Raw genomic sequence first — 16,139 nt, 5'->3', positions numbered from 1 at the left:
CACCAAATTCCTCGTATTATCAACCAAAAAATTGCGCAAAAATTGATTGAAAAAACTTCTATGACCGATATCGCTCATCAACTGGCTATTTCAACTTCAACTGTCATTCGCAAGCTTAATGACTTCCGTTTTAAGCATGATTTTTCTCGTCTTCCAGAGATTATGTCTTGGGACGAGTATGCCTTTACCAAGGGAAAGATGAGTTTCATTGCACAAGATTTTGATAATCTTAACATCATCACTGTTCTTGAAGGCAGAACACAGGCTATCATACGAAATCACTTTCTGCGCTACGAGCGAGCTGTTCGTTGTCAGGTGAAAATCATTACGATGGATATGTTTAGTCCCTACTATGCCTTAGCTAAACAGCTTTTCCCATGTGCTAAAATCGTTCTCGACCGCTTTCACATTGTCCAACATCTCAGCCGTGCTATGAGTCGTGTCCGTGTCCAAATCATGAATCAATTTGAGCGAAAATCTCATGAATACAAAGCCATCAAGCGCTACTGGAAGCTCATACAGCAGGATAGTCGTAAACTCAGTGATAAACGTTTTTATCGCCCTACTTTTCGCATGCACTTAACAAATAAAGAAATTCTAGACAAGCTTTTGAGCTATTCAGAAGACTTGAAACACCACTACAATCTCTATCAACTCTTGCTTTTTCACTTTCAGAACAAGGAACCTGTCAAATTCTTCGGACTTATTGAGGACAATCTAAAGCAGGTTCATCCTCTTTTTCAGACTGTCTTTAAAACCTTCCTCAAGGATAAAGAAAAGATTGTCAACGCCCTTCAACTACCCTATTCCAACGCCAAATTGGAAGCGACCAATAATCTCATCAAACTTATCAAGCGAAATGCCTTTGGTTTTCGGAACTTTGAAAACTTCAAAAAACGGATTTTTATCGCTCTCAATATCAAAAAAGAAAGGACTAAATCTGTCCTTTCTCGAGCTTAGCTTTTCTTCAACCCACTACAGTTGACAAAGAGCCGTTTTTTTATAATCGTAAATTATCCAGATAGCGCTGGGCTGTCTCTAAGTTAAAGGTTTTCTCTGCGATGAGACGCTCGACCAGGGGAGCAACTTCCGACTCACTAGCACCAGCTAGGAGAGCTAGAGATTTGGCCTGTAATTTCATGTGGCCTTGCTGAATTCCTGTGCTGACTAAAGCTTTCAGGGCTGCAAAGTTTTGGGCAAGTCCGATAGACACGATAATCTGGGCTAATTCTTTGGCAGAAGGATTTCCCAGTAGCTCATGACTGAGAGCTACACGAGGGTTGAGACCGATAGAGCCACCCTTGGTCGCTACTGGCATGGGTAATGTCATCTCACCAACCAATTCTTCTGAGTCCCTATCTAGACTCCATCGACTAAGACCTTGATAGCGTCCATCTCGACTGGCAAAGGCATGGGCTCCTGCCTCAATGGCACGCCAGTCATTACCAGTGGCAATCAAAATCGCATCAATACCATTAAAAATTCCTTTATTATGAGTAGCAGCTCGGTAAGGATCAGCTTGCGCAAATTGGCTAGCCAACGCCATTTTCTCCGCAATCTCTCGCCCTTGATCCTTTTGGCGACTCAAGTAATGAAAAGCGATGCGACAGCTTGCTGTCACCAGAGAATCGGTCGCGTAGTTGGACAAAATTCCCATAAGGCTCTGTCCCTGACTGAGTTCTTCTAAGACTGGTTTCAAGGCTTCCAGCATGGTGTTAAGCATATTGGCTCCCATGGCTTCCTGGGTATCGACATGGAGATAGACAACGAGAAAGTCTGTTTCACCTTTGATCTGCTCTACATGCAAATCACGCGCCCCGCCTCCTCGTTTAACGATAGAAGGATAGGCTTGATTGGCAAGATCCAAGAGCTCTGCCTTCTTGCTGGCAATCTTCTCTAGCGCTTGTTCAGGATCAGTAACTTGATAAAGGGCTACCTGCCCAATCATCCGGCGCTCATGAACCTGAGCAGTAAAGCCACCTGCACGCTTGATGATTTTACTTGCATAGCTGGCCGCAGCAACCACCGACGGTTCTTCTGTCACATAGGGAACTGTGTATTCCTGACCGTTAACGAGAACCTCTGGGACCAGCGAATAAGGTAGAGAAAAAGTTCCCACTACATTCTCACTCAGCTGGTCTGCCACAGTCACACTCATCTGTTCATCCTGCTCCAAACTCGCTTGTCTCTCAGGACTAAGGAGCGCCTGAGCTTTTAACAGCTCGAGGCGCTCATGGTATGATTTTTTAGAAAATCCATTCCAACTTATCTTCATTATTTTTCAACCTTGCTATAACGGCGTTGGTGGTCGACAATTTCAACCAAGGCAAAATCTTGATTTTCATAGCCAGCAAACTGGGCAGAATTTGTTTCATCTAAGTCTACTTCCTCAAAGAAGACTTTTTCATAGTTTGCAACGGATAGGGCAGTTCGTTGGTTGAGCTTGTTCAAACGGTCTTTATCCAGATAAGCTTCATATCCTTCAACCAATTCACCACTGAAGAACTCAGCCACAGCACCGCTTCCGTAACTATAAAGGGCAATTTTATCCCCAGACTTCAAACTATCTGTATTTTCCAAGAGAGACAAAAGTCCGAGGAAGAGGGAACCTGTATAGATATTCCCCACCTTTTGACTGTAGAGAATAGACTGGTCAAAATGCTTTTGCAAGAGGTCTTTTTTCTCTTGAGGCAAGTTCTTATCCATGATTTTTTTCAAGCCTTTTAGCGCTAATTTAGGGTAAGGCAAGTGGAAGCAAACAGCCTCAAAATCATCCAAAGTAAGCTGGTAGCGTTTTTGGTATTCAAGCCAAGTCGTTTTCAAACTATCCAAGTATTGTTGGGTAGAATAGACACCATTTACATAAGGAGTTGTTGAGTAATTTGGACGCCAGAAATCCATGATGTCACGAGTCTGAGCCACATTGTCATTATTAAAGGCCATAATGCGTGGATTTTGTGTAATCAACATGGCCACACTTCCAGCACCCTGAGTGGGTTCTCCTGGAGTTTCAATACCGTATTTGGCAATATCACTGGCAATGACCAAGACCTTAGACTCTGGAGAATTTTCCACATGCAGTTTTGCATAATGGAGAGCAGCTGTCGCCCCATAGCAGGCTTCTTTAATCTCGAAACTACGCGCAAAGGGCTGGATGCCCAGCAAACCATGTACAAAAACGGCGGCAGCTTTACTTTGGTCAATTCCTGACTCAGTAGCCACAATGACCATATCAATTTCTGCTCTTTCTTGCTCAGTTAAAATAGAGTCACTAGCACTGGCTGCCAAGGTCACGATATCCTCAGTTAGAGGCGCAATACTCAATTCCTTGAGCAAGAGTCCTTTGCTTAATTTTTCAGGGTCAATTCCCCTCGCTTCTGCTAAGTCTTGTAATTTCAAGACATATTGACTGGTCGCAAAACCAATCTTATCAATACCGATTGTCATATTTACCTCTGTTTTATCATTCATTGTAAAAAATCGTTCTATACTATTTTATCACAAATAGCAGTAAAAGAGAGAAAAAAGACTTGATTCACCAAATCAAGTCGCTTATTATTCTAACCATTATGCTGTTTTCGTAAGTGAGAATAAAGTCTGAGAATCACTGTTCCGCTAGCCATTCCAATGGAAATCACCAAAGCCAACATAACAACCAAGGTTGCACTGGCAATAGCATGACTGTAATCTCCCGTCACAAAAAAGGCAGTTGTCCGATAGGAGAGATAACCCGGAACCAGAGGTGCCAAGATGGCCAAGATAAAGACTACAGCAGGTGTCTTATAAAGAATACTTAAAATCTGGCTGACACAAGAACCGATAATGGCTGCAATAAAAGTAGCCACAATAACATTGGTCGGTTCCTTGAGCAAAAGATAAATTAGCCAGACGGCCATGCCCAAAATTCCTCCTGGTAAGAGCATAGAGCGTTGCACATTAAGTACGATTAAAAAAGTGATAATAGCAAGAAGACTTGCTACTGCTTGTAATAAAAAGGTTGTTAGTGTCATATTAATTCATCAATACCAAGGCGACAGAAGTTCCCGCCCCTAAAGCAAGGGTAATGAGCAGGGATTCAAACATCTTACTCATACCAGAGTTTATGTGGTTGGTCATAATATCACGAACCGCATTGGTCAAGGCAATCCCTGGTACAAACGGCATGACTGCACCAGCTATAATCAAATCTGCCGTTGAAGGAAAACCTGTGTAGCGAGCCCAAAACTGGGCAATCATCCCAAAGACAAAGGCTCCAGCAAAGGCCGTCACAAAGGGAATTCGGATAAACTTCTCCACATAGAGGGAAAAGGCAAAACCAAATAAGGTAGCCACTCCTGCCCCAAGTGCGTCGTAAATATTTCCACTAAACATAATTGAAAAGAAAGGAGCACTAAAGGTCGCAGCCAGAGTTACCTGCAATTTAGTATAGGGAAGAGGTTGAGCCTGCAAGGCCGTCAATTGCTTGAAGGCCGTCTCTAAATCCAGCTTTCCTCCTACCAACTGACGAGAAATCTGATTCACATCGCAGACTTTTTCGATGTTATAAGAAGAGGAAGTCACGCGTTTCATTCGCGAAATATTGGTATTTTCAATGGAGAAAAAGATAGCGGCAGGCATGGCAAGAACATTGCAATCCATAATCCCCTGCGAATGCGCAATACGGATCATGGTATCTTCTACACGATGAATCTCTGAGCCACTTTTGAGAAGAATGGTTCCAGCTAACATAATCACATCGATGACGGCATTTAATTCTCTTGATTCTTCCATGCGTTCCTCCTTTTATCAACTCCCTCTATTCTATCACAAATCCGGACTCAAAAAAAATCTTTGCCATGAAATCATGACAAAGATTCTAGTATCACTATGGATTATCTGGGGAAGTATCTCCTCGTTGTGAATTACCTTGCGAGTTTCCTTGTGTTGGAGTGGTTTCTGCATTCCCCGGCTCGTTAGGTTTCCGAGAAGAACTTGAGGACGAAGAAGAGGATGAGGATGAAGAAGTTGAAGAAGAACGAGTCGGCTTCGCTTTATAAATAGAAATTTTAACACGAGTGGTGTTCAAATCTACCTTTTCACCCGGTTTTGGACTTTGCTCTACAACAGTCCCCTCGGCAGTTCCTTCAGGAGCTTTAGACACTTCTACAACTTCGATATTAGCTTTTTTAATGTCATATATCTCTGTAAGATTATTGACTGCAAATTCTCGACTAGAACCAATATAGCTTGGCATTGAAATAGAATTCACCTTCTTAGCGACTGTCAAAACTATTTGAGTTGCCTTGCTAAGATCATAGGTTGTTCCCTCCGGTAAACTTTGTTTCATGATTGTACCGGCTTCGATTTCGTTGGATTCTTCTTCCTCAATCTTAATCAGATTTTCTGGAACCTTCTTACCCTTCAATTCTGCCACTACATCACTGGACTTTCTTCCGAGATAATTTCCGAGTTGGAAGGATTGCTGACCAGAAGACACAATCAAATTAATTTTTGTTCCTTCTTTACGTGTTTTACCAGCTTCAGGGTCTGTACGAATAACACGACCTTCTTCAACCTTATCACTGGCCTCTGATTTTTCTTCACCAACCTCAAAATTGGCTTTTTTTAGAGCCTCTTTAGCCTCTGCAACCGTCTGACCTGCCACATTTGGAATAGCAATGGTAGCGGGCGTTCTATATAAAATCCATACCAAGGATGCCACAACCAACAAGAAGGTCGCAAATAAAATTGGATAACGTGCTTTCATACGACGACGTTTGGTTGGCTTTGAACTAGGTACCGTTTTTTCTGTCTGATGAAGCTGAGGCTTAGGTTGAGGTCTTCCCTCTTGTACCGGAGCTTTAGGAATAGAAGTCAGAGTACTTTGTGGAACTTTAGGAAGAGTTTTAGTATCTGCCTTAGTTGCATCGTCAAAGACTAGTTTTGGTTCATTACGACGATTATAAGACAAGCTACTCGACAAATCCACATACATTTCAGCGACTGATTTGTAGCGATCTGTCAATTTCTTAGCAGTTGCCTTGATAACAACATTTTCTAAAGCCTGAGGCACAGATGGATTTTCAGCTATAACCGACGGCAGTGGTTTCTGGAAATGCTGGAGGGCGATGGTCACCGCACTATCCCCATCGTAAGGGATATGGCCAGTCAACATCTCATAGAAAATAATCCCCATGGCATAGATATCGCTCTGTACAGTCGCTTTAGAACCACGCGCCTGCTCTGGTGATAAATAATGCACAGAACCTAGCATTGAGTTGGTCTGAGTTAGACTCGTCTCTGCAAAGGCTACTGCAATCCCAAAGTCTGTAACCTTGGCAGTTCCATCTGGGGTCAAAAGGATATTTTGAGGTTTTAAATCTCTGTGAACAATTCCTCGAGTATGGGCTAAGCGCATAGCCAAGAGGATTTGTCCCATGATTCGAACCGCTTCTTCATTTGAAAGAGGGTGATGTTCCTTGATATAGCGTTTGAGGTCTAATCCAGCAACATATTCCATTGCGAGATACTGTTGTCCCTCTTCTTCACCGATATCTGTAATCCGAACGATATGAGGATGGTCCAGATCCGCCATGGCTCTCGCTTCCCGCTGGAAACGCGCCACAGCAATCGGGTCTGTTTGGTAGTTGGTCCTCAGGACCTTCACTGCCACTTCTTCACCGTCCAAAATCAAATCCTTGGCCAAATAGACATCTGCCATGCCTCCTCGGCCAATTTGTTTGATAATCCGATACCGCCCGGCAAAAATCTTGCCGATTTGGATCATTCTGTTGCCTCCTCATTAACAGCAATAAGGGCAACTGTGATATTGTCTAAACCACCTGCATTGTTGGCAAAACGAATCAAGGTTGCTGCCTTATCTGCCAAAGAAATATCGCTGGTTACAATATCAGAAATCTCACTACCTGAAATCATATTTGTCAAGCCATCACTATTAAGTAAGAGATAGTCTCCTGGCTCGAGGGTGATCATCCCAAAATCAGGCTGAATTTCGTCTTTTTGACCAATAGATTGAGTAATAATATTTTTCTGTGGATGGCTAGCAGCTTCTTCTGGCGTCAATTGACCTGCCTTGAGCAATTCATTGACTAAAGAATGGTCGCTCGTTAACTGGTGGTATTCTTCTCCACGAATCAAACCGATACGAGAATCTCCAATATGGGCATAGATAGCCTGATTGTCAATAATAGCAACAGCCTCAAGGGTTGTTCCCATTCCTTTGTAGGCTTCATCTTGTCCCAATTGATGAATCTTTTGATTTTCAATTTCTAGATAGTGAGCAAACCACTCACGAACTTCATTGACTGTATCAATTTGAGTATCTACCCAAGCTACACCTAGGTCTGTTACCGCCATTTCACTAGCAATATTCCCTGCGCGATGACCTCCCATACCATCAGCTAAGATAATCATAGTACGTCCAGCTCTATTGACATAGTGGTTGACATAGTCTTGGTTATTTGTTCGTTTCTGACCAACATCTGTTAATAATGAAATTTCCATGTGTTAGTTCCTTCCTAATCCGATATCTTACGAAATTGACTGATGAAGAATCCATCACTTCCATACAATTCAGGTGTAATGAGGATACAACCGTCTTTCATGATATCCTTACATTCATGTTCTAGTGTAACCTGCTCAAATTCAGGATGACTTTCTAAAAATGCCTGTACGACTTGAAAGTTCTCCTCTGAGACAATAGTACAGGTACTATAAGTTATTATACCACCTTTGCGTAGTGTTTGACAAACACTACCTAATATTTCTAGCTGAATTTCCTGCAAGGACGCGAAATCTGCCGTTTCTTTATTGTATTTGATGTCTGGTTTTCGGCGCAGAAGACCGATTCCTGAACAGGGAGCATCCACCAAAATCTTATCAAATGAATCCTGACCAAAAAACTCATGCACCTTTCTGGCATCTAATTTTTGCGTTTGAACCCGTTTTTCCACACCTAAACGCTCTGCATTTTCTTGGATTAAGTCCAACTTGTGGTCGTACAAGTCCAGAGCAGTAACCTGACCTGTCGTGAGATAAGAAGCTATATGGGCTGTTTTTCCACCCGGAGCCGCACAGGCATCTAGAACCTGCTCATCACCTTGTAAATCAAGAGTCGGAGCAACCAGTTGACTGGACTCGTCTTGGATAGTAATAGCCCCCTCTGAAAATAGATCATGTCCCGCAAAGTGACCTTGCTCCTTAACCAGACCAGAAACAGACAAAGGTGAAGCATTAGCCTCCAACAAGGCTTTTATTTCCTCTTTTCGACTTAAATCAGTCACTCGGATGCTGGCCTTGTTTCGCACCAAGAGACTTTCAAAGATAGCTTGCGCTCGCTCTTCTCCGTATTCTTCCTTGAGCTTAGCAACTAGCCAAACTGGGAGAGAATAGGCAATGGAATCACGCTTGTTTTTTCGTTTGATGCTAGCAATATCTGGCCAGCCTTCACGCAGAATACGACGAAGGACAGCGTTGACTAATTTTTCACTGCCTTTTTTACGGACCTTGGCTAATTCTACTGCTTCATTGACCACAGCATGATCTGGAATTTTGTCCAAATAGCGGAGTTGGTAGGCACTCATGAGTAGAAGGACATAGAGCCAACTGTCTAAATGGTCTCTGTCTTCGATAAAGTGGGATAGATACCATTCCAGAGTCAGTTTACGGGCTACCGTTCCATAGACCAGCTCGGTCACCAAGCCCTTGTCTGCTGCCGAAAGTTGACTTCCCTTGAGATGCTTATTTAAAGCGATATTTGAGTATGCTTGAGTGATAAAAACATCCTCTAATACCGCTAGGGCTAAACTTCTAGCCGTTTCTACTTTAGTCACCAAATCGTTCTCCTACAGTCAATGTACGTCCAACTCCGTTGAGGAAGGAAGCAATGTCCATCTTAGGTTTACCCGCTGGCTGCACTTGTTTAAGGGATAGAGCACCTTCTGCCGTTGCGACAATCAATTCTTTCTTGCCAATAGAGAGAATCTCACCTGGATTTCCCTGACCTTCTACTGGTAGTGCTTCATAAATCTTAAAGCGGTCGCCCTTAAGGAAAGTATGGGCAACAGGCCAGGGGTTCATTCCACGGATTTGGTTAAAGAGTTGACGATTGGTTTTAGTCCAATCCAACTTTTCTTCCTCGGGTTTGATATTTGGCGAGAAGGTAACCTGACTCGGATCCTGCGGTTCAGGTTTGATTTCCCCAGCAATGTAGGCAGGCAAAGTGTCCAAAAGCAAATCACGACCAACTAGCGCCAATTTCTCAAACAAGGTTCCAACATTGTCCTCGTCTGTGATGGGAATGCTACGACGAGAAATCATATCTCCTGCATCCATTTCCTTAACCATCTCCATAATGGTCACACCGGCTTCCTCATCCCCTTTAATCAAGGCATAATGGATAGGCGCACCACCACGGTGTTTTGGAAGAAGAGAAGCGTGAACATTGACCGCAAAGTCCATGCTATCAAGGAGTTTACTTGGGAGAAACTGCCCAAAAGCAGCAGTCACAATTCCATCTGCTCCTAGCTTCATAATAGCTTCCATCTCTGGACTTCCAGATAATTTTTCAGGTTGGTAGATTGGAAGACCCGCTTCTTTAGCAGCCTGCTTGACTGGGGTTTCTTGGATCACTTTTTTACGTCCGACAGCACGGTCTGGCTGGGTCACAACGGCTAGAATTTCGTAACGGTCATCTGTCAAAACTCCTTTTAAGACTGTTGCTGAAAAGTCGGGGGTCCCCATAAAGATTAATTTTGTCATATCTTCTCCTTCTTATAAAAATTGCTGTGGCTCATGGTCAATACTGAGACGGAGCTCACTATTTTCCCGCTCTTGAGTCAAGGACAAGACCTGGTTGAGGGTCGTTCCTAGCTCATCTTCTAAACGGTATTTAATTAAAATCTGGTAATGATAGAGGTTGTGGGTACGGGCAATCGGTTTTGGCGTTGGCCCAAGGATGTTACTAGTCTCTGACAATCCTAACCGCAAAATGTTCATGACTTCATAAGCACGTTTGATTACCTCTTCTTCTTTCTTATGAGAAAGGGTAATGCCAATGGTGAAATAGTAAGGCGGATAACCAAGTTGTCGTCTGATTCCCATTTCATAGGCATAAAAACCTTCGTAATCCTGATCCTTGGCAAATCGAATAGCGTAGTGCTGAGGATTGTAAGACTGAATCAGGACCTGACCTGCTTTTTCAGCACGACCTGCCCTACCTGCCACCTGAGTCAAGAGCTGGAAGGTTCTCTCAGAAGAACGGAAATCAGGCAAATTCAAGGCTGTATCCGCATTTAGCACTCCGACTAAGGTTACATTGGGAAAATCCAAGCCCTTGGCAATCATCTGAGTACCTAGTAAAATATCTGCTTCTCCTCGCCCAAACTGGTCAAGCAGAGCTTGGTGGCTACCTTTCTTACGAGTCGTATCCACATCCATCCGTAGAATGCGGGCTTGGGGAAATAGTTCTGCCAGCTCGTCATAAGCCTTCTGAGTTCCTGTCCCATAGTAACGAATACTGCGACTCTTACAGTTAGGACAGACCTGAGGAATGTCTTTCGAAAAACCACAATAATGGCAGTTCATGTTCTTGGTATCCATGTGCAATGTCAGGGAAATATCACAGTTGGGACAAGTATCTACCGTCCCACATTCCCGACACATGACAAAGCTAGAATAACCACGGCGATTGAGCATGAGAACAACCTGCTCTTTTTTATCCAATCGATCTTGAATGGCCTCAATCAGTGGTGGTGTAAAGTTTGATGTTTCATTCTGCCCAATGTAATCACGGAAGTCAATCAGTTGAACTTCAGGAATACTTGCTAAAGGATTGGCCCGTTGAGTCAGACGTAGATGTTGATAAACACCCTTACCAGCACGCGCACGACTTTCTAGACTTGGTGTTGCAGAACCAAGAACTAGGGCAGCTTGATTGTACTGGGCACGTAAAAGAGCCACATCTCTAGCATGATAACGAGGATTGCTGTCTTGCTTATAGCTTGCCTCGTGCTCTTCATCGATAATGATAACACCTAGATTTTTCAAAGGTGCAAAAATAGCAGACCTGGCCCCAACAACTACCTGAGCATCTCCACGCTCCACCTTGCGCCACTCATCATACTTTTCACCATTGGACAAGCCTGAGTGGAGGATGGCAACTTGCTCACCAAAACGAGCAATAAAGCGCTCTGTCATTTGAGGTGTCAGAGAGATTTCTGGTACAAGAACAATCGCTGTTTTTCCCATATCCAAGGCACCTTGGATAATCTGCAAATAAACCTCGGTTTTCCCACTTCCTGTAATCCCTTGAAGGAGGAAGGGAGGCTGATGACTGCCAATCGCACTGACAACCGCATCACGCGCCTGTCTTTGCTCTGGATTCAACTCCAAAGGCTGACTTGCTTCAATTCCTTCAAAATAAGCAGCCGAGCGTTGCACTTCCTTTTGGACTATGGAAACAGCACCTTGTTCCACAAAGAAGTTAACTTGCTCCCGCGAGTAGGATTCTAACAAACTAGCCAAGGAAGCACTCTCAGGATGAGAAAGCAAATAGTCTCTCAGTTCTAACTTTTTCTTGGCGCGTGTAGAAATCTCTACACTTTCTAATTGAGCAAGATTCACTTCATACCAAGACTGGGTCTTGACCTTCTTTTGATCGACTGCCTGATACTCCAGACCAAGCAGGCCTTTTCTAGTCAAACGCATCATTTCAGCTTGCTTAGCTAAATCTAGAGAAGAAAAGGCAAGCGAATCCTCTGAACCAAACAAGCACTCTCGATCTTCCTGACTCAGACCTGCCAGAGGATAGAGAATCTTGTCATAGCTGGAGTTCAGAAATCCCGGTAACATAGCCTTGAGGATGGAGATCTTGTAGGAGAAGACAGATTTGCGTAACTCCTCAGCCAGCCAGAGTTGTTCTTGCGTGAGAACAGGAGAAAAATCCAGCACCTCCGCAATATCTTTTAAATCATGATTAGCCTCTCCTTCATCTGGTTGGGACTCCAAACCAAGAACAATCCCTTGAATCAGGCGATTACCCTTACCAAAGGGCACATGTACCCGCATTCCAACTTCCAACATTCCCTCAAATTCCGCAGGAATTCTATAACTATAGGGCTGGTCCGTCTGCATCAAAGGCACCTCCACGATAATCTTGGCTATAGCCATCTTCTCACCTCCTCCTTGTCAGTACATTCTTGCAGTAGAAAAAATAAGATTGAGTCCCCCCAACCTTAAATTTTTTCACCATCTTCTTTTTCTTTAGCGATTTGCTCTTTGATTTTCTTTTCTTCTTCTTCTTTGCGGCGTTTTTCTTCTTCGATACGGCGACGCACTGCTTCACGTTTTCCTTCTGGATCTGGGTGAATTGTAACGTTTCCTGATTCGATTTCTTCTAAAGCGCGAAGAGTTGATTTTTCAGACTTGAAACCTTGAGTTGCTGGCGCACCTGCTTCCAATTCGTGGGCACGTTTTGCTTCCAAGATTACGAGTGAATATTTTGATGGAACCTTGTCGAGCAAGGTATCAATAGAGGGTTTTAACATCATTTGCTTGTACCTATTTTCTAAATTTTATCGGGTAGTTGGAGATTTTGGTAACATCTCCTGATAGTGACCAATGACACGATCCACACGGAAGTGTTCTGCTTCGATCACACGTTTGACACGCTCAGCAGCTAGGGGCACCTGATCGTTGACAATCGCATAATCATACTCACGCATGAGAGCAATTTCTTCCTTGGCCTTTTCGATTCGTTGGGCAATCACTTCAGCACTGTCTGTTCCACGTCCTACCAAACGATCTTGCAATTCATCCAAATCTGGTGGTGTCAGGAAGATAAAGACAGCATCTGGAACCTTTTTCTTGACCTGAAGAGCGCCCTGAACTTCAATTTCAAGGAAAACATCGATTCCCTTGTCCAAGGTTTCATTGACATAGGTAAGAGGAGTTCCATAGTAGTTGCCTACATATTCTGCGTATTCCAACATCTGTCCCTGACGAATCAGTTCCTCAAACTCTTCGCGAGTACGGAAGAAATAGTCAACACCATCCACTTCTCCAGGACGTTGTGCGCGTGTCGTCATCGATACAGAGTATTGAAATTGGTTTTCAGAACTCTCAAAAATCTCTCTTCTAACCGTTCCTTTTCCAACCCCTGAAGGACCAGAAAAAACGATTAGTAAGCCTCGGTCTGCCATTGTGTCTCCTTTAGTCAGTCTGTGAAATAACTTTTCTCTAGAATAATGGCAAAAAGCCAGATTATCCGTTACAGTCTTTCTATCTAGTGTAACAAAAAAGCAGTAATTTTTCAACTGCTCTTTCTTATTTATTTAGCATAATCTATGATTTATACAAGGTAGCTCCCTTAAAAAAGACTTGCCTTTTTATTCTATTTAAGAGATAATAAAACTACTAATATAAAAAGGAGAAGTTTATGGGAAATTATAAAGGAAAAAATGTTGATGAAGCAATTTCAAATGGCTTATCTGAACTCAATCTCAACAAAAGTGAAGTCAAAATCAATATCATTGATCATGGAAATGCCGGAGTATTTGGTTTTTTTGAAAAAGAAGCTGAGGTTGAAATAACACCATTGAGCCCAATGGAACTGAAAATAAAAAGATTGATTCCATATTTAATCGGTGCTATTACAATATTTATGATTCTTATAGCAGTTATAATTGGAGTATACTCAGATAAGTCAACTACTGTTTCTACCCCTTCCTCTACACAAACTAGCTCTATTATTGAAAAATCTGTCGAGAAAACTAGTGAATCATCCTCTACATCATCAAGTTCGACGCCTGCTTCCTCTAGTTCAACTAACACCACATCAAGCTCGACCGAAACCTCGTCAACAAGTCCATCACAAGCAACTATTATTACAGTAGAAAACAATGAAGACTTTAAATCTCTGCTCCAAACTGAAGATCAAAGTGTCATAACAGATTTTATTCAAAAACACAAAGGTCAGATAATTGAATTTGATGGGAACATAGCAAATCTTGCTAAGTCAAAATCAAAATATGATATTCTTATTCATTCTGGAAATTATCATCCTGATGAGGTATCAGGCCCTAATTTCAAAATCCCTCAAATCACTATCATCTCAAATCCTATATTCAATTCATTTAATGGGGACAATATTAAAACCGGACAAAATATACATATTAAAGCAGAAATCGGTAACTATAACTCTACTCAAGATTTAATCTACTTATCACCAATTGAGATTTCGCCCCGATAATATAACAAATAGTTGCAAATAATTTATTCAAAAAACTGAAGTCAGATTCTCTTCTGACTTCAGTTTTTTATTATTTAGCATAATCTACTGCACGAAGTTCACGAATCACAGTTACCTTGATATTTCCTGGGTAATCAAGATTGTTTTCAATTTTCTCGCGAACTTTGTGAGCCAAGATTGTGACTTTGTCGTCCTTGATTTGTCCTGGGTTGACCATGATACGGATTTCACGTCCTGCTTGAAGGGCAAAGCTATTTTGTACCCCTTCAAAGCCGTTAGCAATTTCTTCCAAATCATGGAGACGCTTGATGTAGCTTTCAAGAGACTCACTACGAGCACCTGGACGGGCTGCGCTCAAGGCATCTGCTGCAGCAACGATAACTGCAATAACACTTTCGGCTTCGACATCACCGTGGTGACTAGCAATCGTATTGACAACAACTGGGTGTTCCTTGTACTTACGTGCCAATTCCGTACCGATTTCAACGTGGCTACCTTCAACCTCACGATCAATGGCTTTCCCGATATCGTGAAGGAATCCAGCACGACGAGCAAGAGCCGCATTTTCACCAAGCTCACTAGCCATAATACCAGCCAACTTAGCAACCTCAATCGAATGACGCAAGACATTTTGTCCATAAGAGGTACGGAACTGCAAACGTCCCATAATCTTCATCAAGTCTGGATGGAGGTTCGGCGCACCAATTTCATAAGCAGCAGCCTCACCATATTCACGGATCTTATTGTCAATCTCTTGACGGTTTTTCTCAACCAACTCTTCGATGCGAGCTGGGTGGATACGACCATCTTTGAGCAACATTTCCATAGTCATACGGGCAATCTCACGACGAATCGGATCAAATCCTGACAAGGTCACCACTTCTGGTGTATCATCGATAATCACATCGACCCCTGTCAAACTTTCAAAGGTACGAATATTACGACCTTCACGACCAATAATGCGTCCTTTCATGGTATCATCTGGCAGATGAACTGTTGAGTTTGTTGACTCCGCTACATATTCACCAGCGATACGTTGCATGGCTTGAACCAGGATATCCTTGGCCATTTTGTCAGAACGTTCCTTGACCTCTTGCTCAGCTTCGCGAATACGGCTGGCAATCTCCTTGGTCAAGTTTTCCTCTGTCTGTGCCAAGATAATATCTCGTGCTTCTGCCTGAGACAGAGCACCAATACGCTCTAGCTCTGCTTCTTTTCGTCTTTCGACTTCCTCTAATTGCTCTTCACGCGCATCAAGGTTTTTCGCTCTATCAGAAATACTTTGTTCTTTTTGTTCAAGTGTTTGTTCTTTACTCGTCAAATTGTCGTCCTTACGGTCAAGGCTAGTAGCTCTCTCTGTCAAACGACTTTCGATTTGTTTGAGTTCTTGACGTTCTGATTTGAATTCAGCGTCCACTTCTTCACGGTATTTTCTGGCTTCTTCTTTGGCCTCCAATAGTGCTTCTTTTTTAAGAGACTTGCTTTCACGCTTGGCTTCATTAACAAGTAAATCTGCTTCACGCTCAGCTTGTCCACGTAAATTAGTTGCTTCTTGTTCAGCATTTAAAAGCATCAACTCTGCAGCTTCTTGAGATGATTTCATCTTAGCTGAGATGCTGACATATCCAATGACTAAACCAATGATGACGGCAAAAACAGCAATCGCAAGCGACATGATTTCCATGTTTTTACCTCATTTTATTGTTATTCCGAATGACATACATTCTTTTACATTCTACCATAAAAAAGTGATTTTCACAAACCTAAAATAGAATATGTTTTGAGGAATTTAGTGTGAATTTGGAGTTTAGCTCCCTGAATTTATCTGGATAACCTTTATTACTTAGAATCCGTAACGTCAGCAAAAATTTAAAAAAGCCTACATTTCAGT

Annotated in this window: 14 protein-coding genes; 2 read left to right on the top strand and 12 right to left on the bottom strand. The window is 42.6% G+C overall.

The features are described from left to right. Window positions 1-960 (top strand): ISL3 family transposase (locus B7698_RS05215; protein WP_084864862.1); only part of this gene is annotated, 960 nt, incomplete at its 5' end. Window positions 961-1,000: 40 nt separating this feature from the next. Here B7698_RS05215 and B7698_RS05210 read toward each other — a convergent pair. From B7698_RS05210 to gmk, 11 genes are all read right to left on the bottom strand, one after another. Beyond that, the gene (locus B7698_RS05210; protein WP_084864861.1) at window positions 1,001-2,275 is read right to left on the bottom strand and encodes a hydroxymethylglutaryl-CoA reductase, degradative; all 1,275 of its coding nucleotides are present in this window, start codon (window positions 2,273-2,275) and stop codon (window positions 1,001-1,003) included. Then, window positions 2,275-3,447, bottom strand: coding sequence for a hydroxymethylglutaryl-CoA synthase (locus tag B7698_RS05205; protein WP_192855106.1), 1,173 nt, complete (start codon window positions 3,445-3,447; stop codon window positions 2,275-2,277). Before B7698_RS05205 ends, B7698_RS05210 begins: the two co-directional genes overlap by 1 nt. 113 nt (window positions 3,448-3,560) lie before the next feature. Beyond that, window positions 3,561-4,010 carry a threonine/serine exporter family protein gene (locus tag B7698_RS05200; protein ID WP_020901615.1) on the bottom strand — a complete coding sequence of 150 codons (450 nt, stop codon included), beginning with the start codon at window positions 4,008-4,010 and terminating at the stop codon, window positions 3,561-3,563. Between the two features lies 1 nt (window position 4,011). Continuing rightward, on the bottom strand, window positions 4,012-4,770 hold the full coding sequence (locus B7698_RS05195) for a threonine/serine exporter family protein (protein ID WP_084864859.1): 759 nt from the start codon (window positions 4,768-4,770) through the stop codon (window positions 4,012-4,014). A gap of 94 nt (window positions 4,771-4,864) precedes the next feature. Next, window positions 4,865-6,766: a Stk1 family PASTA domain-containing Ser/Thr kinase gene (gene pknB / locus B7698_RS05190; RefSeq protein WP_084864858.1), complete on the bottom strand. Its 1,902-nt coding sequence runs from the start codon at window positions 6,764-6,766 to the stop codon at window positions 4,865-4,867. Continuing rightward, entirely contained in the window at window positions 6,763-7,503 is a 741-nt protein-coding gene (locus tag B7698_RS05185; protein WP_084864857.1) for a Stp1/IreP family PP2C-type Ser/Thr phosphatase, read from the bottom strand. The genes pknB and B7698_RS05185 overlap by 4 nt, the downstream gene beginning before the upstream one ends. A gap of 14 nt (window positions 7,504-7,517) precedes the next feature. Then, on the bottom strand, window positions 7,518-8,831 hold the full coding sequence (rsmB, locus tag B7698_RS05180) for a 16S rRNA (cytosine(967)-C(5))-methyltransferase RsmB (RefSeq protein WP_192855105.1): 1,314 nt from the start codon (window positions 8,829-8,831) through the stop codon (window positions 7,518-7,520). Then, complete coding sequence (fmt, locus tag B7698_RS05175) at window positions 8,824-9,759, bottom strand: methionyl-tRNA formyltransferase (protein ID WP_084864855.1); 936 nt, start codon at window positions 9,757-9,759, stop codon at window positions 8,824-8,826. Before fmt ends, rsmB begins: the two co-directional genes overlap by 8 nt. A gap of 12 nt (window positions 9,760-9,771) precedes the next feature. After that, entirely contained in the window at window positions 9,772-12,168 is a 2,397-nt protein-coding gene (locus B7698_RS05170) for a primosomal protein N' (RefSeq protein ID WP_084864854.1), read from the bottom strand. A 65-nt stretch (window positions 12,169-12,233) separates the two neighbouring features. Next, the gene (rpoZ, locus tag B7698_RS05165) at window positions 12,234-12,548 is read right to left on the bottom strand and encodes a DNA-directed RNA polymerase subunit omega (protein WP_000979235.1); all 315 of its coding nucleotides are present in this window, start codon (window positions 12,546-12,548) and stop codon (window positions 12,234-12,236) included. Window positions 12,549-12,572: 24 nt separating this feature from the next. Further along, entirely contained in the window at window positions 12,573-13,199 is a 627-nt protein-coding gene (gmk, locus tag B7698_RS05160; protein WP_000775041.1) for a guanylate kinase, read from the bottom strand. A gap of 236 nt (window positions 13,200-13,435) precedes the next feature. On the opposite strand from gmk, the gene B7698_RS05155 reads away from it, so the two are divergent. Next, window positions 13,436-14,248 carry a DUF4839 domain-containing protein gene (locus tag B7698_RS05155; protein ID WP_084864853.1) on the top strand — a complete coding sequence of 271 codons (813 nt, stop codon included), beginning with the start codon at window positions 13,436-13,438 and terminating at the stop codon, window positions 14,246-14,248. A gap of 70 nt (window positions 14,249-14,318) precedes the next feature. Here the strand turns inward: B7698_RS05155 and B7698_RS05150 are convergent, their stop codons facing one another. Next, the gene (locus tag B7698_RS05150; protein WP_084864852.1) at window positions 14,319-15,932 is read right to left on the bottom strand and encodes a ribonuclease Y; all 1,614 of its coding nucleotides are present in this window, start codon (window positions 15,930-15,932) and stop codon (window positions 14,319-14,321) included. Window positions 15,933-16,139 lie beyond the last annotated feature (207 nt).

Origin of the sequence: Streptococcus mitis (assembly GCF_002096855.1) — a bacterium.
Lineage (GTDB): Bacteria > Bacillota > Bacilli > Lactobacillales > Streptococcaceae > Streptococcus > Streptococcus mitis_Y.
The sequence above is the reverse complement of the archived record's forward strand: the minus strand, read 5'-3'. Positions and strand labels throughout refer to the sequence as shown.